Annotated in this window: 21 protein-coding genes; 3 read left to right on the top strand and 18 right to left on the bottom strand. The window is 59.1% G+C overall.

The window, feature by feature from the left end; translation table 11 throughout:
• Positions 1 to 34 precede the first annotated feature (34 nt).
• Together dnaG and rpoD are read left to right on the top strand one after the other, a co-directional pair.
• Entirely contained in the window at positions 35 to 1,921 is a 1,887-nt protein-coding gene (gene dnaG / locus AC097N_RS01945; RefSeq protein WP_479579039.1) for a DNA primase, read from the top strand.
• A gap of 303 nt (positions 1,922 to 2,224) precedes the next feature.
• Positions 2,225 to 4,606: an RNA polymerase sigma factor RpoD gene (gene rpoD / locus AC097N_RS01940; protein ID WP_479579038.1), complete on the top strand. Its 2,382-nt coding sequence runs from the start codon at positions 2,225 to 2,227 to the stop codon at positions 4,604 to 4,606.
• Between the two features lie 92 nt (positions 4,607 to 4,698).
• Here the strand turns inward: rpoD and AC097N_RS01935 are convergent, their stop codons facing one another.
• Both AC097N_RS01935 and AC097N_RS01930 read right to left on the bottom strand, forming a co-directional pair.
• Positions 4,699 to 5,550 carry a class III extradiol dioxygenase family protein gene (locus AC097N_RS01935; RefSeq protein ID WP_479579037.1) on the bottom strand — a complete coding sequence of 284 codons (852 nt, stop codon included), beginning with the start codon at positions 5,548 to 5,550 and terminating at the stop codon, positions 4,699 to 4,701.
• Positions 5,551 to 5,573: 23 nt separating this feature from the next.
• Positions 5,574 to 5,927, bottom strand: coding sequence for a protocatechuate 4,5-dioxygenase subunit alpha (locus tag AC097N_RS01930; RefSeq protein ID WP_479579036.1), 354 nt, complete (start codon positions 5,925 to 5,927; stop codon positions 5,574 to 5,576).
• Positions 5,928 to 6,004: 77 nt separating this feature from the next.
• On the opposite strand from AC097N_RS01930, the gene AC097N_RS01925 reads away from it, so the two are divergent.
• A complete protein-coding gene (locus tag AC097N_RS01925; RefSeq protein ID WP_479579035.1) occupies positions 6,005 to 6,967 on the top strand; it encodes a LysR family transcriptional regulator in 963 nt (320 codons plus the stop codon).
• Here the strand turns inward: AC097N_RS01925 and AC097N_RS01920 are convergent.
• From AC097N_RS01920 to AC097N_RS01845, 16 genes are all read right to left on the bottom strand, one after another.
• Positions 6,897 to 7,316, bottom strand: a complete 420-nt coding sequence (locus tag AC097N_RS01920) for a PPC domain-containing DNA-binding protein (RefSeq protein ID WP_479579034.1) — start codon at positions 7,314 to 7,316, stop codon at positions 6,897 to 6,899. The two genes, AC097N_RS01925 and AC097N_RS01920, sit on opposite strands and share 71 nt — an antisense overlap.
• Before the next feature lie 110 nt (positions 7,317 to 7,426).
• Positions 7,427 to 7,777, bottom strand: coding sequence for a HepT-like ribonuclease domain-containing protein (locus AC097N_RS01915; protein WP_479579033.1), 351 nt, complete (start codon positions 7,775 to 7,777; stop codon positions 7,427 to 7,429).
• Positions 7,767 to 8,075, bottom strand: coding sequence for a nucleotidyltransferase family protein (locus AC097N_RS01910; protein WP_479579032.1), 309 nt, complete (start codon positions 8,073 to 8,075; stop codon positions 7,767 to 7,769). The genes AC097N_RS01915 and AC097N_RS01910 overlap by 11 nt, the downstream gene beginning before the upstream one ends.
• Before the next feature lie 53 nt (positions 8,076 to 8,128).
• Positions 8,129 to 9,616 (bottom strand): FAD-dependent monooxygenase, encoded by a 1,488-nt coding sequence (locus AC097N_RS01905; RefSeq protein ID WP_479579031.1) that lies wholly within the window; start codon positions 9,614 to 9,616, stop codon positions 8,129 to 8,131.
• Entirely contained in the window at positions 9,613 to 10,101 is a 489-nt protein-coding gene (locus AC097N_RS01900; protein ID WP_479579030.1) for a hypothetical protein, read from the bottom strand. The genes AC097N_RS01905 and AC097N_RS01900 overlap by 4 nt, the downstream gene beginning before the upstream one ends.
• A gap of 142 nt (positions 10,102 to 10,243) precedes the next feature.
• Positions 10,244 to 11,482, bottom strand: coding sequence for a hypothetical protein (locus AC097N_RS01895; protein ID WP_479579029.1), 1,239 nt, complete (start codon positions 11,480 to 11,482; stop codon positions 10,244 to 10,246).
• Positions 11,483 to 11,678: 196 nt separating this feature from the next.
• Entirely contained in the window at positions 11,679 to 12,068 is a 390-nt protein-coding gene (locus AC097N_RS01890; RefSeq protein WP_479579028.1) for a PIN domain-containing protein, read from the bottom strand.
• A complete protein-coding gene (locus tag AC097N_RS01885; RefSeq protein ID WP_479579027.1) occupies positions 12,065 to 12,322 on the bottom strand; it encodes a ribbon-helix-helix domain-containing protein in 258 nt (85 codons plus the stop codon). Before AC097N_RS01885 ends, AC097N_RS01890 begins: the two co-directional genes overlap by 4 nt.
• A gap of 130 nt (positions 12,323 to 12,452) precedes the next feature.
• The gene (locus tag AC097N_RS01880; protein WP_479579026.1) at positions 12,453 to 12,671 is read right to left on the bottom strand and encodes a hypothetical protein; all 219 of its coding nucleotides are present in this window, start codon (positions 12,669 to 12,671) and stop codon (positions 12,453 to 12,455) included.
• 136 nt (positions 12,672 to 12,807) lie between these two features.
• A complete protein-coding gene (locus AC097N_RS01875) occupies positions 12,808 to 13,137 on the bottom strand; it encodes a CcdB family protein (RefSeq protein WP_479579025.1) in 330 nt (109 codons plus the stop codon).
• A complete protein-coding gene (locus AC097N_RS01870; RefSeq protein ID WP_479579024.1) occupies positions 13,137 to 13,397 on the bottom strand; it encodes a type II toxin-antitoxin system CcdA family antitoxin in 261 nt (86 codons plus the stop codon). Before AC097N_RS01870 ends, AC097N_RS01875 begins: the two co-directional genes overlap by 1 nt.
• Before the next feature lie 246 nt (positions 13,398 to 13,643).
• Positions 13,644 to 13,994: a nucleotide pyrophosphohydrolase gene (locus AC097N_RS01865; protein ID WP_479579023.1), complete on the bottom strand. Its 351-nt coding sequence runs from the start codon at positions 13,992 to 13,994 to the stop codon at positions 13,644 to 13,646.
• Between the two features lie 76 nt (positions 13,995 to 14,070).
• A complete protein-coding gene (locus tag AC097N_RS01860; protein ID WP_479579022.1) occupies positions 14,071 to 14,541 on the bottom strand; it encodes a Spy/CpxP family protein refolding chaperone in 471 nt (156 codons plus the stop codon).
• A gap of 127 nt (positions 14,542 to 14,668) precedes the next feature.
• Complete coding sequence (locus AC097N_RS01855) at positions 14,669 to 15,427, bottom strand: PEP-CTERM sorting domain-containing protein (RefSeq protein WP_479579021.1); 759 nt, start codon at positions 15,425 to 15,427, stop codon at positions 14,669 to 14,671.
• Positions 15,428 to 15,442: 15 nt separating this feature from the next.
• Positions 15,443 to 16,297: a PEP-CTERM sorting domain-containing protein gene (locus AC097N_RS01850; RefSeq protein WP_479579020.1), complete on the bottom strand. Its 855-nt coding sequence runs from the start codon at positions 16,295 to 16,297 to the stop codon at positions 15,443 to 15,445.
• A gap of 36 nt (positions 16,298 to 16,333) precedes the next feature.
• On the bottom strand, positions 16,334 to 19,348 hold the full coding sequence (locus tag AC097N_RS01845) for an ExeM/NucH family extracellular endonuclease (protein ID WP_479579019.1): 3,015 nt from the start codon (positions 19,346 to 19,348) through the stop codon (positions 16,334 to 16,336).
• Positions 19,349 to 19,536: the final 188 nt, after the last annotated feature.

Raw genomic sequence — 19,536 nt, 5'->3', positions numbered from 1 at the left:
GCTGGATAGGGGGGACTGAGCCACAATAGCGCCCGTGTCCATTCCCCAAACATTCATTCAGGAACTCATCGCACGCGCCGACGTCGTGGAGATCGTGGGCCGCTACGTGCAGCTCAAAAAAGGCGGAGCCAACTTCATGGGCCTGTGCCCGTTTCACGGGGAAAAATCGCCTTCGTTTTCAGTCAGCCCGATCAAGCAGTTCTACCACTGCTTTGGCTGCGGCAAGAACGGTAATGCCATCAGCTTTTTGATGGACCACGCCGGCATGACCTTTGTGGAGGCGGTCAAAGACCTGGCCCAGCAATACGGCATGCAGGTGCCGGAAGACGACGCCAGCCCGCAGGACCGGGCCCGCGCCATCGAGCAGCGGGAAAAGCAGCACACCCTGAGCGACGTGCTCGAAAAAGCGGCCGACGCTTACAAGCGAAATTTAAGAGAGTCGCCCAGAGCCATCGACTATTTCAAAGGCCGTGGCCTGTCGGGTGAAATTGCCAAACAATTTGGCCTGGGCTACGCGCCGGAAGGCTGGCGCAGCCTGGCCAGTGTCTTCCCGAACTACGACGAGCCACTGCTGGTGGAGAGCGGGTTGGTCATTTTGAACGTGGACGATGACTCGGGAGAAGAAAAACGCTACGACCGGTTTCGCGACCGGGTGATGTTTCCCATCCGCAACATCAAGGGCGAATGTATTGGCTTTGGTGGGCGGGTGCTGGGGGATGACAAGCCCAAGTACCTCAACTCGCCAGAAACCCCGGTGTTCAGCAAAGGCCGCGAGCTGTACGGTCTGTTCGAAGCCCGCAATGCGCTGCGCGACCTCGGCTACGCGCTGGTCACCGAGGGTTACATGGATGTGGTGGCTCTGGCTCAGCTCGGTTTCCCCAATACAGTGGCCACTCTGGGCACCGCTTGCACGGCAGACCATGTGCAAAAGTTGTTCCGTTTTACGGACTCGGTCGTCTTCAGTTTTGATGGCGACGCCGCGGGACGACGCGCCGCCCGCAAGGCGCTGGATGGCGCCCTGCCCTACGCCACCGATGTACGCAGCGTCAAATTCCTGTTTCTACCGTCGGAACATGACCCCGACAGTTTCATCCGGGAGCATGGCAAAGAGGCGTTTGCCCGCTATGTGAGCGAAGCGGTGCCGCTGAGCCGCTTTTTGATCGATGCCGCGCGTGAAGGCTGCGACCTGAACACGGCCGAGGGTCGCGCGCACATGGCCAGCAATGCCAAGCCTTTGTGGACCCAGCTACCCGAAGGCGCGCTCAAACTGCAATTGCTGAGCGAGATCGCCGATCTGGTGCAGCTGTCCAACCGTGAACTGGGAGACGTCTGGAACCCCAAGCCGGCGGGTGAAAAAAGCGACAAACCCAAACGCTATTCAAAAGATAGCGACTCCCGCAGTGAATACGGGGGCTACGGCGATAAACCTCGTAAAAAATTCACACCACGCCCCCGCCTCGGCGGACGCTCAGCCCCCGCCAGCCGGGCGGACCATGCCGCACGGATTTTGCTGGGCGACATGGCGGCACTGGACGCCCTGACCGCGGAAGACCACACCATGCTGTGCGAGCTACCGCCGCCTCACGGCCCGCTGTTTGTCTGGCTCGAAAGCCAGTTGCACGAACACGGCCCGCAGACCTGGATTGCCCTGCGCGAAGGCCTGCGAGACCATGAAGGCGAAGAACTTGCCCTCAAACTCATGGCCGATCACGGGCTGGCGGAGGCCGATGAAACCGGGGAAGCGGGAGAGTCTGCTGCTGAACTGCGAGATTTGCTCAATCGCATGCTGATCGACCAGCTGATTGTCCAAGAGACCGAGGCGCTGCAAAACGCCAAAGCAGATCCGACTGCCCTGCAACGTTATAGAGAGTTCTACACACGTCGGCGAGCAATCCAGTCGGCTCTTTTGCAAACAGAATGACCGTGTCGGCTTGAGAGAAAAAGCCGTTCCTACAAGTGACGTCAGGCTAGGAAAATGGTATTTCTGGCAACCCGGGGTATAATCCAAGGTTGTTTTCGGCAAGAGCGACAGCAACACCTCCGGGCCCAGCCACACGATGACGACGTTCACGACCGGCTACCTAACCGCAAGGGTTGCACTCCAAATGTTCGCCCCCACATCTTGCCAGTGAGGATTTGATCCTCTGTCACATAAAACTGCGCCGGTCTTTTTAGGCGCCTGTCCATTCTGTCTCTGTTGTCTTTGAAGTTCTGAGGTTTTTACATGCCCGTTCAAAAGTCCAAGAAGCCTGTCCAGCCCGCTGCAAAGCCTGCCACCCAGGTAGCCGCCAAAACGGCTGCCAAGACCACCTCCGTCAAGGCGGCGGTGAAAGTGGCGGCGAAGACCGTTCCCGAAAAGCCCGTGAAGAAAGTCGAACCAGTGCCCGCATCCAAGACTCCCGTCAGAATGTCCCCCCTTCAATTGCAGGAAGCGGCCGACGCGCTCCTCAAGGCGAGCCAGCCCGTCAAGAAGAAGCCGGGGCGCCCACCCAAAGCAGCAGCTGCGGAATCAGATGCGCCCGCCAAAACAGGCGCCAAGCGGGGCCGCAAGCCCAAAGCAGCAGCTGAAGCCGGTGGCGGCGACGACATGGACATGTCCGACATTGAAGCCGACTTGGTAGGCGAAGAACCGGTGGTCGCAGCAGGCGAAAAGGTCAAACCTTTGCGCATGAAAATCAGCAAGGCCAAAGAGCGCGCGCTGATGAAGGAATTTGGACTGGACGAAACCGTCCTGTCCGAAGAAGACATGGCCAAGCGCCGCTTGCGCCTCAAAGCCCTGATCAAGCTCGGCAAAACCCGCGGCTACCTGACGCACGGCGAAATTTCCGATCACCTGCCCGACAAACTGGTCGATGCCGAAACGCTTGAGGTCGTGATCTCGATGCTCAACGACATGGGCGTGGCCGTTTACGAACAAACGCCGGATGCCGAAACGCTGCTGCTGAACAACAACGTTTCCACCGCCGCCACGGAAGAAGAAGCCGAGGAAGAAGCCGAAGCGGCTCTGTCGACCGTGGACAGCGAGTTTGGCCGCACCACCGATCCCGTGCGCATGTACATGCGCGAAATGGGTACGGTCGAGTTGCTGACCCGTGAAGGCGAAATCGAGATTGCCAAACGCATTGAAGGCGGCCTGATGGCGATGATGGAGGCCATCTCGGCTTCTCCCGCCACCATCGCTGAAGTCTTGCGCCTGGGCGAAGACATCCGCGAAAACAAGGTCGTCATCACGACCATCGTGGACGGCTTCTCCAACCCCAACGAAGCTGACGATTACGTGGCCGAGGAAGACTTTGACGAGTTCGACGCGGCCGATGATGACGACGGCAAAGGCGGCTCCAAAGCGTTGACAAAAAAGCTGGAAGAACTCAAGCGTGAAGCCCTCATCCGCTTCGACAAGATGCGTGAGCTGTTCGAGAAGATCCACAAAACCTATGACAAGGAAGGTTACGGCACGCCGACCTACGTCAAGACCCAAAAGGCCTTGTCTGAAGAGTTGATGTCGATCCGCTTTACCGCCAAAGCCATTGAAAAATTGTGCGACATGGTGCGTTCGCAGGTGGATGACGTTCGCAAAAAAGAACGCGAACTGCGCCGCATCATTGTGGACAAATGCGGCTACCCGCAAGAGCACTTTATCGCTGATTTCAGCGGCCGCGACAAGAATGGCAACAAGGTAGCCAGCCAGTTGCTCAATCTGAAATGGATCGAGAAACAAGCGGCAGCAGGCAAGCCCTGGAGCACGATCATGGCTCGCAACATCCCGCCGGTGCAAGACCTGCAGCAAAAGCTCACCGACCTGCAATCCAAGGTGGTAGTGCCGCTTGATCAGCTCAAGGACATCAACAAACGCATGAACTCGGGCGAGTACTCTTCGCGCGCGGCCAAGAAGGAAATGATCGAGGCCAACTTGCGTTTGGTGATCTCGATTGCCAAGAAATACACCAACCGTGGCCTGCAGTTCCTGGACCTGATCCAGGAGGGCAACATCGGCTTGATGAAGGCGGTGGACAAGTTTGAATACCGTCGCGGCTACAAGTTCTCGACCTACGCCACGTGGTGGATTCGCCAGGCGATCACGCGTTCGATCGCGGACCAGGCGCGCACGATTCGTATCCCCGTGCACATGATCGAAACCATCAACAAGATGAACCGCATCAGCCGTCAGCACCTGCAGGAGTTTGGCTTTGAGCCCGACGCCAGCGTGCTGGCCGAGCGCATGGAGATTCCGGAAGACAAGATCCGCAAGATCATGAAGATTGCCAAAGAGCCGATCTCCATGGAAACACCGATCGGTGACGATGACGACAGCCACCTGGGCGACTTCATTGAAGACGGTGCCAACACCGCCCCCATGGAAGCGGCGATGCAGGCTGGCCTGCGCGATGTCGTCAAGGACATTCTGGACAGCCTCACCCCACGCGAAGCCAAGGTGCTGCGCATGCGCTTTGGTATCGAAATGACTTCCGACCACACGCTGGAAGAAGTGGGCAAGCAGTTTGACGTGACGCGTGAGCGCATCCGCCAGATCGAAGCCAAGGCCTTGCGCAAGCTCAAGCATCCTTCGCGTTCAGACAAGCTGCGCAGCTTTACAGACAACCTGTAAACACCACCGCTAGCTTCACAATAAAAAGCGCCTCAGGCCCTGGATAACAGGGCGTGAGGCGCTATTTTTTTGGTAGCGTCAGTTCTGCGAACTCAGTCCACTTTTTCCAGCGCCAGCAGCCCGGTCGCCGTGTTGGAAATCGGGATGTGGTAATTGCTGTGCACCTTGCGCACGCCTGCTCCTTGGCCTGCGCTCAGGGACGCGCGCATGGCCAGCCACATCAACAGCTCCACGCCTTGCGTGCCGGTTTTCTCCACCAGTTCATGAATACTGAACTGCGTGGCCCACTCGGGGTTGCTTACCAAGCTCTCCATGAACTGCAGGTCAAATTCCTTGTTGATGTGACCGGCGCGTTCGCCATCCAACTGGTGCGACAGGCCGCCGGAACCAATCACCGCCACCGTCTTGCTGCTGTCCCAGGCCGCAATCGCCTCGCCCACGGCCTTGCCCATGGCGTACACGCGGCTGGCTTTGGGCAGCGGAAACTGCACGGTGTTGATGCACACGGGTACGATGGTCACGGGGCATTCGCCTTCAGGCCATAGCAGCTTCAAAGGCAGTGTGCAGGCGTGGTCCACCAGCATTTCCTGGCAGGTGACGATGTCGAACTCTTTCTCCACCAGCGTGTTGATGATCTGCCACGACAGGTCCAGCTCGCCCTTGAACGAGGGCGACGTGGGAATGCCCCAGCCCTCATCCGCGTTGCTGTATTGCGGTGCAGCACCCACGGCGAAGGTGGGCATCTTGTCGAGGAAGAAATTGAGGCCGTGGTCGTTGTAAAAAATCACCACCACGTCCGGCTTCTTTTCACCCAGCCACTTTTGCACCGGTGGGTAGCCGTCAAAAAAAGGTTTCCAGTACGGGTCTTGCTGCACGCCCTTGTGAATGGCGTTGCCGATGGCAGGAATGTGCGAGGTGCCGATGCAGCCGATGAGTTGTGCCATGTGGGTTCTCCTGAGTGTGTTCGTTATTGGCCTGCGGCCACGAGCTTGGCCTTGAATTCGTCTTTGCTCATCCCAGTTTGTTGCGCGCCAATGTCCTGCATGTCCAGGCCAAAAATGCCCGCAAACTTGGCCAGGTAATAGGCGTTGCCGCCGGCAGCGATGAGCTGCAGCACGTTGCGGGCGCGAATGGCGGCAGCTTGCGGCTCGGTCAATTCAAACTGGCGCATGTAGGCCTCTTCGTCCTGCTTGAACGCGGCGCGGTTCTCGGCCGAGTTGAACGAAAAACACATCTTGTTGAGCGCATAACCCTTTTTGGCCTGCTCGCCATCAAAAGGCGTGGTGCCGGGAATGGGGGGCAATATTTGGGATGAAGCCACGATTTGTCTCCTGTTGTTGATCAAGGTCAACCGCGAGTATTGAACCTCCATTGCCAAAGATAAAGGCATCAATCAAGATGCAACCCATGAGCAAATTCGATTATTCAGACTTGGATGGCCGCCTCTTGAAGCTGCTGGTGGCGGTGGTGGAAACCGGGTCGATCACCGGCGCGGCGCTGCGCCTGGGCGTGACGCAATCGGCCGTGAGCCACCTGCTGGACAAGCTGCGCGCCATCACCGGCGACCCGCTGTTTGTCAAAAGCGGGCGCGGCATTGTGGCCACGGCGCGGGCCGAAGCCCTGGCGGTGCAGGCCCGCGAGCTGCTGGCCACGCTGGAGCGCTTTGCCATGTCGGGCGAGTTTGACCCGGCGCGCTGGCAAACCACCTTCACCATCGCCGCCAATGATTTCCAGCGCGACGTGCTGCTGCCCGCCCTCATGGCCCGGCTGCGCGCGCAGGCCCCGGGGGTGGCGCTGCGCATCATTCCATCAAGCATTCCCAGCCTGGAAATGCTGCGCCACGAACACTGCCAGCTCGTCATCAGCCCGCGCCCGCCGGATGGCACCGACATCCTGCAAAAGCGCCTGTTTGAAGACGACTACCGCGTGTTTTACGACCCCGCACAACGCGAGGCGCCGCACACCGAGGCCGACTACTTGGCCGCCGAACACGTCACTGTGGTGTACGAGCCCAAACGCTCGCTGGACCTGGACCAATGGCTGGCCGAGCGCGGCGTGCCACGGCGCTTTGCGGTGATGGTGCCCGGCTTTGCCGGCCTGCCGCCATTCATTCGCGGCACCCGGCTGCTGGCCACCGCACCCGGCCTGCTGCGCGTGCACCTGCTGCGCGACCTGGGCTGCGCCCCGGTGCCGGTGCCCTGCCCCACGATGCCCATGTACATGATCTGGCACCTGCGCCACCAACACGACCCGGCGCACCGCTGGCTGCGCGGGCAGCTCGAAGCCGTGGTCAGCGCAGACCTGCGCCCGGCCGAATCACCAGCTCGGCAAACCCCGTCAGCGCGTCCGGCTCCCGCGTGAAATCCCACTCAGGCAGCAAAGCCAGCAAGACCTCCGCCGTGGTGCGCACGGTGCAGCCATAAGCCACATGCCCGCCAACCACCGCGCCCGTGGCCGTGGACAGCGCCATGTGCAGGTGCGAGTGGCTGCGCGCCTCGTTGAACGCCACGGTGCCCGACAAGGTCAGGATTTCCGTCGCGCCAGTCAGATGCTGCGGCTGGTCCACACCGGCAAAACGAAGTTGCGCGTCAACCAGACTGCCAATGCCGGACAGCACAAATGCGGCGCGGCAGTTTTGACCCCGCACCGCCGCTTCAATGGTCCGGCGCAGGTCCTGACCGGGGGTGAGGCGGATGGGGAGGGTTTGCATGGGTTGATGAGGTTTATATGGAAAACGGGGCTGCAGCCTAGGTGGGACGTGCGGGAGTAGCTATTAAATGCATAGCAATTCATCAGCCACTACGTGCACACCAGCTGAACTTACGCTTCGCCCAACTCGTCCAAAACGGCCTGCACATGGAGAATCAGCGGGGGAAGCGAAATTTGGACCACGTTCCACACCGTGCTGACGTTCACAGTTGCATAACCATGAATCAACTGATTGCGAAAGGCCACGATCTGCGGCAGGTCTGGAATGCGCGTTGCCAGCGTGGCATCCAGTTTGGCCAATTGGTTGAGCGCTTCACCGATGATTTCAAACTTGCGTTCGACAGCAGACTGCGCCATGGCGTTGCCCGCATACGCTGCAGCATCCATGCCGTTGACGAAGCTCTGAATCGCCAAGGCCGACTCGCGCGCATCCCACAAGAAAGCACGTGGGTCACGCTGCATAGACGGCTTCCCGGCTGCGGTTGATGCTGGCCAGCACATAAGGATTTCGCACAGCGCCGGGCTCAACCAGATCGACGCCGCGCCCCAACAGTTTTTCAAGCGCGGCCTTGGCGCCAAAAAACTCATTCAAACCAGCGTGAGCATCTGGAGCGAACTCCACCAAAAAATCAGCATCGCTGCTGGCAGGATTGAAGTCGTCAGCCCGCGCCGCAGAACCAAACACATCCAACCGGCTGATGCGGTAACGCTGGCAAATTGCCGAAATACCGGAGCTGTGTTGGGCGATGGCGGGGTGCATGAGAAGAATTCTAGGTGGGTTTAGCAATTTCAAACTGTGTACAAGCACGCTACCTACTTTGAAGGAGGAAAGTACAGCGGCAGAGGAACCGCAGCAAGTTCCTGCCGGTTCTGCGTATCCTGCTTGCTCAGGCCCAGCGTCTGACCAGGCAATTGCGAGGTATCTACACCAAACCGCACCACAACAAGATCGGCTACGCGGTCATTGCCATCGCTAAAACGAAGCGTTCTCGGTGGCCCCAACACCGGTATGTCCACCAGTTCGCAGTTTCGGGAAATCTCGAACCATCCGGCCACGCCACTGTCGCCATGTCTTTCAATGCATTGCGCAAAATAATGGACCATGAACCGGTTGAGCGAATAGGACTTCGAAAAATACGACTCCTTGATGCATAGGCGCACGCTTTCCACGTCGTCTCGCAGCATGTCAATCGCTGCATAGGCCAGCGCGCTGTCCAGGGACAGCTCCTGTGCCACCGCCGCATAAGCTTTGTCGAGCGTTTCCTGGGCGCTGGCGCGCAATGCGTCGTTGTTCGCCCAGATCGACATCTGCGCATGCTGGGCTTCCAGGGAAATGATTCGCGGCAGACTCTTGGCCAGCACCCCTTGCCGGTCATGGGACAAAAGTTTGTGCCAGGTATCGACCGGGTGAATGTGCCGCGTCAACGCCCGCAGCGTGTCCTGCAAGGCACCATCGCCACCGCCCAAAACGACAATCCGGGGTTTGAAGGTAAATCCGCATTGGTGCTCCAGCATTCGGTCACTGGCCCAAAACGGCAGCCCCGGTACTACATGGCCGCTGAAGGCGCCTTTGATTTGTGTATTTTCCGTGCCAAGCCCGCCCGCCAGAATGACAAAGCGCGGTTGAAGGGGCCGATGAAGCGACTGGCTGTTTTGCCAGGGCGTACCCCCCTCAATTGCCACATCCACCCTTTCATACTCTTTGCCCGCTTGAAATGCCCGCCTCTGTTCAACCAGCCAGGCCTTGATAGCGTCGTTGGTGCGATCGCGCTTGATACCAATTTGCAGCCGTAAATGAGAGCCAAGGTTCTTCAGGCTGTCCTGCAACGCATCGTCCCAACCGACCACCAGGGCTGGTGGCTCGACAGGGACAGCAAACCCAAACGGCAACGGTGGCTCCTTCTTGTTGTCCCAGGCCGCCAGCACGCTGACCCCGGGCGGGGGGGGCATCTTTTGAGACGCATGCACATCCAGCGGCCACTCGTACATGTAGGGCCCGACATAGCGGTTGAACACGCCACGTTGTAAGGCAAACGGCGCCTTGTCTGAGGTGTCAATGATCTGCACGTCCACGCCATGGCGGGCGAGCACAATGCCTGCCGATACACCGGCCACGCCAGCACCCACGATCAAAACCTGATTGCAGACCTTGAACTGATCCCCGGCAACCAGCGCCTCGGCAAGCGCCACGGCGCGGTGCATCTGGTCACGCATGCTGACGTGGTACATCTGGCTCGACAAGTCGAACAAATTGGGGCCCACCTTGTAGGCCAGCAAAGGGAGGGCGGAGACCTTGATCACATCAAGCTCCCTTCGTCCTGACCGTCCGGTCCGGCCCATGGGCCCAGCGCCTCAAGCACCAGCAAGTCCTGCGCGTCGTCGGGCAGGCAAAAAAGAACCGGATGCGACAACACTTCGGCCAGGCCACCGCCGCCCGGCCCCTCCTGATCGCCATCGCCGGGGCCATCCCTGCCACCGCCACCGCGATCCCCACCCCCTGCGCCCTCATCATTTCCACGACCGCCCTCCACCCGCGGCGTCGCGAGGGTCCAGGTGGGGTCCGCGCGCAAATTTTGCCCAGCGCGTAAAACGCCAATTTCAGCCAGGCTACCTAAAACGCTTTTCAACGTAAGCACTGAAGGGACGTGCAAATTAAAGGTTTCCTCACGCTCCAGACTCTGGCGGGCCTGCTCCAAATGGCGGAAAACACGCTCGACATCTTGCGCTTCAGGACTATCGTGCAGGAATCTCAAGATATGAAACAAGTAACTGTGTCGTGCAGCCATGTGAAATTCTTTCTAATGAGACGGGTTTTCGAGCAGACGATAAGACTTTATAAGAAATAGGCCGCTAGCGCAGGTAGAACGTGCGGTAACAGCTACTAAATCAATAGCAAATTCAGAGCACGGCGCAACTGACACCAAGGCCTCAAATGAGGCTATCCAAGTTTCGCGCCTTCCAGGTAGTGGGCTCCCGTGTGGCCTGGTGGCCAATGAACCAGAACGGCAGCACATGCTCGGTGATGCCCGAACTACTGGGGAATCTTTGGGCGCCACGATCCGCCATGATGACCAGATCCCACTTGACGCGAACAGACGTCATTTTGGCGCACTGGCCTGGCCGATAAGCATTCCAGTGGACTGGGCAGCTCAACATCACCAGCGAATTGAGGGGGCTGGTGTGACTCGCCAGCATCGCCACATTGCAGCCATGGCTATGGGCCACCACATCGGGGAGCAGGATGCTGCGTTGATGCAACCAGTCCACCAACTTCTCGGCGGCCTCTTCCCGCGCATAGTCATTGAACCCACCTGACCAGCGATAAAAATCGCCGTTGGCATACAAACTGGAGCGCGTGCCGTTCTTCAGGTACTGGTGCAAATCGCCCAATTGGGGCCGCCACCATTCCTGCATCGCCTTGTTATGCCACTGAAAGAGGGTGCCGTGCACCAGCAGCGCCGTAGTGGCGGTGCTGGCTTGGGTGTTGACTGGCGTGGCCGCGCGGTTTGCGCCGCCGCCCGACGACGCGCCAAAGCGCATGGGCAGCCCATCCGGGACATCCAGCCCAGCGCGATTCAAGCCCATGGAGGCCAATTCCAAAATCAGGCCACCATCAGCCGCCAAGGAAAGCGCCCGATGGAGCACACCAACCGCTTGCCCCACGCGCAAAGGATTTTTAGTGAAGGTCAGTGCCGCGACCGCCGCAGAAACTTGTATCAAGGGGTTCTCGTGACTGAGGTTGACCAGACTCAGCGCCATGGCGGCCTGCCTCGCCCGCACTTCGTCTGCCCCAAAAAGCCAGCCATTGAAATCGTCGAGCAATTGCGCTTTGCCGGGTTGCTTGTGATAAAGCCTTCTGACCCGGTTTCGATTTGATTTGCCGGAATCGATCTTTCTGGTGCCTTTCGCTTCAGACAAGTAGGCGGCCATTTCATCTGCCAGGCGAATGTCAAACCCATCAATGAGCGCCTCACGAGCGTCCAAAACATGGGGCCACGCCAACTCGGTATCCGAACGAAAGTCTTCAAGCACCGCGTCACTTGACGGGTACATCATCTGCGCGGTGCCCAACTGCAGCGCGGCCATCGCCGCAGCGGTTCCACTGTCCACCTCTTGCTGCAACAGGGCAGCCGTCACCTCAGAAAATGGCACCGGTTTTTCGATCATGGCGTGAGGCTCCTTGTGGTTGCCCTTAGCGGGCTATTGGGCTATTGATTTGTGTGGGGTGAGTATCTGGGGCTTGCCAGCGTCGGGGGGATGGGCCAGGCAAAAGTTCACCGCATTCGGCGCTTCGGCAAAACGGTCAAACGGTCAAACGGTCAAACGGTCAAACGGTCAAAGTGTTCCAGTAATTGGGTGGCGTTCATGTAGCAAACAATTCAATATCATCCATGGGGTAGTGCTTGCGGTTGTGCGTCCACAGCGGGCAGCGGTGCGTGCGTGCCGTTGCGGCGAGCACGTAGTCTTCCAGCGAGATGCCCGAGAACGCCTTGGAAAATTGGTTGGCATACAAGCCTGCGATGCGCCCCGTTTCGATATCCATGTCGATGCGGTGGCACAAATCAAACAGTGCTTCAACGTCTTTGTATTCACGCTTGAAGGCCCCGGCATAAACCTCGGCGACAACCATGGGGCAGATCAAGAACTGGGTTTGGGCCTCCAGCAACGCCAGAAAGCGATCAACCACTGCAGGCACCTTTTTGAGCAGGTCGATCACGATGTTGGTGTCCAGCACCAGACGCTCGGGCGTCATGCGTCATCACCCGTTCGCAAAATTCGGCTTTTGCTGCGGATGGCGCGCACATAGTCGTCAGAGTCCACTCCCGCGAAGCTCTCAAGGGGTTTCAGTCGCTCAAAGTAGGCGCGTGCATCGGCTACGGGGTCTTTTTGAATGTCTTTTTCCAGCGTGCGGCGAATGAGTTCGGAAATGCTCACACCCACGCTACGAGAGCGCACTTTCAGGCTCTCGTAGAGGGCATCCTGCAGGTAAATTTGGGTACGGTGCATGACTCACTCCAGCGTAATTGATGTATAAAACTATACATCAAAACGAAAACTTTGGAGAATCTGGATTTGTCGCGCCAGCGGTGAGACTATTGCCACGATCGCCCATGCATTGGAACTCTTCCGCTTTGTTTCAATGTCCATATTTGGCGTACACCGCACGCAGTTCTTCTGCCGAAGCAAACTCACCGCGATCAGCTTCTTGCAAGCCGGTTCGGATGTCTGCGAGTTGCCACTGTTCTCTGCGAACGTCCCAGTCTTTGAAAACGGGCCGGCGCTGCGATGCATTTGTGACACCAGTGGTGTCACTTTTGAAAGCCTGCGGCACCAGTGCTTTTTTACTTGTGCTCATCGCAACAATGTCTCGAGCAAAATAGCCTTGAGCTGGTCGCGCAGTGCAGCGGCCTTGGCTTAGGGCTTAATCATCGTTGCCTTAACTGTATTTCTGGCTGACATGCAATTGTTGTTATGGGTACGTAAAGGGCTTTTCAACCCCAGGTGCGGGTAAGGAGCTCGTCCAGGGCGTCGGCAATGGCTTGGCCAAAGTCAGCCAGGGACGCAACATGCTCCCCCAACTGGTCCACGGCGACAGAAACCATATCAAGCGGGTGCAGCACGACGGGAATGCCGTCCACTTCAAACACCGGGTTCATACGCGAACCAGCGGTAGCCGTCTGGCCGGGCAGCGCACTGCGACGCACCAGCGGCACCACCATGCGCCTGCGATAGCGATCAAACAACGATGACTGCACCACCACCACGAATGGGATGGATTCCTTCAACGGCCCTTTATTGCGGTGTACGTCGAACTGCGCCATTACAAAGTGGAGTGCTCGTCGGCAAATGAACCCACCGCCGCGTGCATGGCGTTCCAGTCGGTTGCAGCGGCATCGGCCTGCTGCTGGCGTGTCAGGCGGGTTTGCTGTTGCTGGGCCACGTAGGCGGCAAGCAACTCCTCCATGGTGGCAGAGAGGTTGCTGGTGTAGGTCTTGGCCTGTGCGACCAGACCTTCGTTCAAGGTCAGGTTGACGGCGCGTTTGCGCATGCTGGCAGCAGCGGCACTGGATGCGACTTGCATGTTGAACTCCTGTTGATAACGGATGCGCATATTATGCGCATAAACCAGTTTCAGGCGACGTCCTGCTCGAATCCGGCTTTGGTGCCGAAGGGCTGGATGAGTTGAAAGTGCGTGCCCATCTGGTTGAAGGGCGGAATTTCAAGGAGCTTGACGTTATCAAGCCCGCCGTCTGCCTGCGTGGCTGGCTAACCGATTTCATATAAGAAATCAGCCTGTAGCCCAGGTACTACTTGCGGGAGCAGCTATTTATTTAGTAGCAGACTTCGCACTCGACCCACGCGCCTTCTCCACCGGGTACTTCTCGCCGTTGACGAGCATCTTGAGCCGTGCGGCCTCGGCCAGATCAATGCCGAGCTTGTCGCACAGCTGCAGCAAATAGAGCAGCACATCAGCTGCCTCGGCCGCCACTTCAGCTTGCTTGGGCGCGTCAAGCGAACGGCTTTGTTCTTCGGTCAGCCACTGAAAGTGCTCCAGCAATTCGGCAGCCTCCACGCTCAGGGCCGAGGCCAGGTTTTTGGGTGAATGAAACTGCGCCCAGTCGCGTGCGTCGGCAAAGTCGCGCAGGGCCTGGGTGAGGGTTTGAAGGTCATTGTTCATGACCGCCATTGTGGCGGCATGGGGCATTGAACCGGCAAGGAGGCAACGACCACCTGGCCGGGTGGCTCAGGCAGGTTTAGCCGCGTTTGAACCAGCCGCCACGGTGCGCCATGAAGTCGCGCACTTTTTGCTGTTGCGCGGGGTTGAGGCTGTCGTAAAAGTCTGCCAGGGCCGCAATCACCTCGGGGCTCCTGCTTTGCAGGGCCGTGGTTTTTTCGGTGACCAGGGCCTGCGCGCGGGTTTTGTCGAACTTGTCGCCCGCCACCAGCGCACTCATCTCGGCGCGGGGGTTGGTCGTCTGCCCCATGAGGGCCACGCGCTGCGCATGCAGCTTGTCGGCCAGCACGGTGAGGCGCTGCTTCTGCTCGGCATTGAGGTCGAGCTTGCCGCTCACACGCTCCACCATCTTGCTGCGGTGCTGGGCGCTTTGGTCCGCACTCACGTTGTCGCCAAAGCCTGGGGGCCGGTGGCCGCAGGCGATAAGGCCACCGGCCAAAATGACGGCGCTAAAGAGCCCAATACAGGTGCGTTTGATCCAGATTTTCATGACAGTTTTTCAACTTCCAAAAGGAATTAAAGAAGACTGTCATGCTGCCTTCATAACGTAAAGGCTTTGTGTCTGCACGGTATCGGTTTGTTTCGGCTCAGGTCAGGCCGTCAAACCGACGACCGGTTCAAGCCGCTTTGCTTTTGCGACGACGTGCAATGGTGCCCATCAGGCCCAGTCCGGCCAGCAGCATCGCGTAGCTCTCTGGCTCTGGAACGGCGCTGATGGTGAAGGCGGTGGTGTTGGGCACGGTGGCGGCGAACGATCCATCACCCAGGTCCTGCCAGTTGGCCACGGTGCTGACCATCGTCTTGTAGCCCGCGAAGCTCACCTGACCTGCGCGCGCGCCGTTGTATTGGGCGAAGTCTGAACTGTTGCTCAGTTGAATCGCGCCAGCACCAATCGACAGGCCGGTATTGGTCAAATAACCGTCTGCGGCAGTACCCAGCGTGCCACTGCTGACCACGGCCAGAAAACTGGTTGGGGCCGTAGCCGAGGTACCCGTGTAGGCGTAGATGGTGTCTGATGTCTGGCTCAGGCCGTAGTTGGTGCTGCCACTCACAGCTTCACGCTGAAAGGTACCCACTGATGCGCCCAGCAAGGTGGCGTTGTCGATTTTGTTGAAACGAATCACTGTGCCGGCGCTGATCGTCGAGGCACCGGAGGTCCAGGATGAGTAGCTCTCGCCGGCGTTGAAGGCGAGGCCGTCCCATTCGTTGTCCGTGAAGTAGATCTTGGAGTTGGCGGCCAGGTCCACAAACGTGACGAGGGACATGCCGTCTTCGTCGGCATTGAAGGAAGTAAAGGCCAGATCACCCGTGGTCAGGGCGCTGGCATTGAGAGCAGCAAGGGCGACGATGGCGCCAGTCAACAATTGTTTTTTCATGACATCTTTCTGGAGTTAAAGGGTGCCGGACGATGCCGACTTGGGGACGGGAATATGGCGGCGGCGGGCAACGCCCACCAGTCCCAAGCCAGCGAGCAGCATGGCGTAGGTCTCGGGTTCGGGCACAGCAGCTATGGTGAAGTTGCCGTTCAGGCTGGCACCGGCATCAACCAATGCATATGGCGTGTTGGACGGCACAAAACTGGCGTTTTCAAGCAGGGCACCGGTGAGCATGAAACTGCTGAAGGTGAGTTGTTCACCCACCGTGCCGGCAAAGCTGAAGTTCACCGACTGGAGACCGCTTTGTTGCACGTCCCAAAAATATTCACCCACCACATTGGTGCCGCGTGACACGGACATGCCCAGGCCGAGGTAACCGCCAGAGACCGCGCTGTCAAGGTTGTAGAGCGCATTGGCAGCACCTGCAAAGCTGACCTGTACCGTGGAGCCGCTGGCTTCACCGGCCTGGCCCACAATTTTGAGGTTGACCGATGAGAGGTCAAGAAATGCATCCTGCTGGTGGCTGGCAACGCTCAGCGCACCGGAGGCGTTGGCCGTCAGCGATTGACTGAGGTTCATCGACAGGTGGGTGCTGGCAGCGGTAAAGCTCAGCGCGGCGTCTGCCGCGTAGCCATGTGTGAGGCTACCGTTGCCCCAGGACTGGGTGAACTGGCTGCTACCCGAGAGCGAGACGGTGCCCGAGGCAGGGGATGTATCAACAGCGGCGCTGTCAACGGGCAGGCCGTTGGTCGCGGCGCTGTAACCACCCGCTGCGACGTAGTCCACGCGTTCAAAGTAAGCCGCTTGGGCGACGCTGCCAAGACCCGCCAGCACCAGGGCTGTCAGCAAGGGTTTGATGTGTGTGTTCATTGAATTTTTCTCGGTTTGATGTCAGATGCAGTGCACTCAAGGGGCCGCTGTCACACCCACGCCGGAGGCTTGGGCCGCTGCCATCAGCTTGCTGCGCTCTGCCGCCGTGATCTTTCTCTTGCCAAGCAGGTCAAAACTGACCTTGGAGACATGCGACAGGAAAGCGGACTGACTGCTCCACACCTGCTCGTCCAGAAGCAGGTCGTCAAGGGTGCAGCCTTTGTCGATCACACGGTTGACCACGCCGCTGTTGGTGTTGCCCAGCATCACAACCGGTGACAGGTCGGGGTTCGTGCAGGTACCGGCAGGCACCAGGTTCAAACCCACGATGACGGGATCGTGGTCCGAGTAACGGTACGAATCAGCCGCGTAGAGGCTGCTGACTTGCCCAGCCGACTTGAAGTCGGTGTTGTAGTCAAGAATGCTGGGCTCGTCCGCATTGACATGCCAGTCGCCCACATCAGTCACCTGCGCTGCCAGTGATGGCGTGGCAAGCGCGTGGTCCAGGTAACCCCACTGGCCGTCAAACACATAGCTGTAGGCATTGGCACCGCGGTGGGCTTCGATCAGGTTGATCCAGCTGTTGTTGGTGAACGCCATGATCGGGTCTTCCTTGGCGTAGGAGTTCAGGTCACCAATCACGAGAACATCGGGGTCTCCCGTGCCCGTGGGATTGGTCGCCAGCCAGCTGCGCAACGCGTTGACTGCGTTGACACGCACACCGTTGCAGTTGGCTTGACCGTCGCCGGCATCCGGCACGTCGCACGCGCTGCCCTTGCTCTTGAGGTGATTCACCACGGCAATGAATCGCTCGCCGTCACCGGCGCCCCCCAATTGCTGAAACGCCTGCGCCAGAGCCGGACGACTGCGCGGGGCGCTGTCGCCCCCATTCTGGAAGGCAACGCTGTTGAGCGCACCCGTGGTTCCCGCCAGCGCGACTTTGGCCGTGCGGTAGATGAACCCCACCTTGATGGCATCGGTGCCCATCGCATTGGTCTGACCGGTGCGGGCATCCACGTCCACGAAGGCATAGGTGCCTGGCGCGGTCGCGGCGTTCAATGCATCGAGCAGATTGCGAATGGCGCTGCTTGTGCCGTAGCCGTTGTTTTGCAATTCGCTCAAGCCATAAATATCGGCATCCATCGTCACCATGGCGGCCACGGTCTTGGCTTTCTGGCGGGTGAACTCGGCCGCGTTATCGGCACCGCGGCAGTCCATGGCCGCACCACCCACACCGCCGGTGCATCCGCTGAAGGTGTTGAAATAGTTCAACACATTCATACCCACCACGCGCAGCGTGCCACCAACATTGGGAACCCCATCCGGACGGGGATTGGCCGACGTGAATGTGGGCATGCTCGCTGCCAAGGCATTCACGGGGCGCACGCGCCAGTCGTTGCCGCTGGCGGCATTGCCACTCCAGGTGTAAGTCATCACCCCAACGATGCCTGTGGCCGTGTCGCCGCCCCGCAGGGTGTTGGTGGCGGTCAAGGGCTGCCCGTTGCCGCCAAACATAATCGGGTCAGGATTTTGGCTGTTGCTTGTGTCGTCAAGAATGATTCGGCTCAGGTCGTTCTGGGCCTGCAAGGCCAGCGCGGGTGCACCGGGCGCCACCACATTGGTGGGCTGTGACTGACGGGCATCGGCCGAGAGCACCACTTGACCAAACCGGCCCAGCTGGAACTGCTCGGTGACATACAAGGTTTGCGGCAAGCGCACCAGCATGCCTTCATAACGCTCAAAGTCAGTTGCAGACGCCATGGGCAACATGACATCCACCGGGGCCACACTGCCGGTGCCGCACTGCAGAATGTTGCTGGCGCTCAACTGGGTCTGGTTCTGGAACTCGCCCACCGTGCCCGTGACCCGCACGATCTGGCCCAGCTGGACGTTGGTGTTGCCACCGTTAAAAACAAACACAGCATCCGACGTGGCCGGGTCGTTGTCACCTGCCATGTCCTGCAGATAAAAGCCGCGCAGTGCTGGGGACGGACCCTGAAAATCCCCCACGACCACGCCCTGCGTCGTGACCACACCGCTCAACGGGCTGGCCGCACCGCTGCCCTGAATGGCGTAGGCCCCGGTGAAGGGGGCGTCGCAGCCCGTGGCGCCTGCAGCCACGGAGAAGGTCGCGCTGTAATTGGCTGCCATGGCGGTTGGGATGCCATTCTGATCGGTCACGCTGGCCGCGTTAATGCTCAGGGAGCATGACTCGCCGGGCACAAAATCGTTGAGCGGGTCCAGTGTGAAACTCGTGGCACCGGTATTGACCAGCACCGCTTTCGTGCCGCTGCTCGAACAGCTCAGCGCGTACCACGTACCGCTGGCATTGACAGGCTCGGAGAAATTAACGGTTACGTTGGCATTGACAGCCACCTCAGTCGCCGCATTGGCAGGCACGATACTCGCCACAAAGGGCGCCACATCAACACCCGCGCCAGTACTGCCTGTGTAGGCACCCAGGTCAGCAAAACTATCGACTGCAAACCCGTCCCATTCCAGGGCGGGGTCAAAAGCGTCAAAAGGATTGGTATCGCCGCCCGTCACGGACGACTTGCGGCGCAAGGTGTTGTCTGCCGTACTGGCCAACAGGGTGCCCCACTCGGTGCCGGGGTCCACGCCAATTTGTCCAATCGAATCGACCACCGCAGTGCCTTTGACCAGCACCAGGGCGTCGTCGCCGTTAAACCAGCTTGACGCATTGGTTTGGTTGGCCTTGGCCAGAATCGCCGCGGACGCACTGGCTTGCGCCAGCACAAAGGTGCCCCCGGCAGGCACAGTACCCGTGAGATTGATGGTCAGGCTGGCGGTCGTGCCACCGTTGAAATACATCTGCAGTTTGTAGCCACCGGCCGCCAGAACAATAGGCGATGCAGTGCCGTTGAAGAACTCAACCGCCTTGTTGTTGCTGCTGCCTTCCACGTATTCGGAGATGTAGAGATCAGTGGCGGCAAAAGCGGCTGAACCTGCCGTGCAAGCCAGGCCTGCGATCAATGCCAGCGCATGCTTGCGAAAGCCGCGGGCATCGAAAAAACCAGTGCGTAGCGCCATGTGATCTCACTCCAGTATCAAGGTACAGAAACGAAAATGCTTCTGTAGTGCTTGAATACTAGAAATGAAAAGTTACAACTCGTCGATTACTAAACGACTTTTAGACAGTCCGAACGGCTCCATTTGTGACACTTGATGAACCGGTGGCGCGAACCGACAGTGCTATTTGCCAGCACCAGGCACGGGGC

The sequence above is a fragment of the Rhodoferax sp. LS1R11 genome (assembly GCF_056521395.1).
Note: the sequence above shows the minus strand (reverse complement) of the source record. Positions and strands in the feature narration are given on the sequence as shown.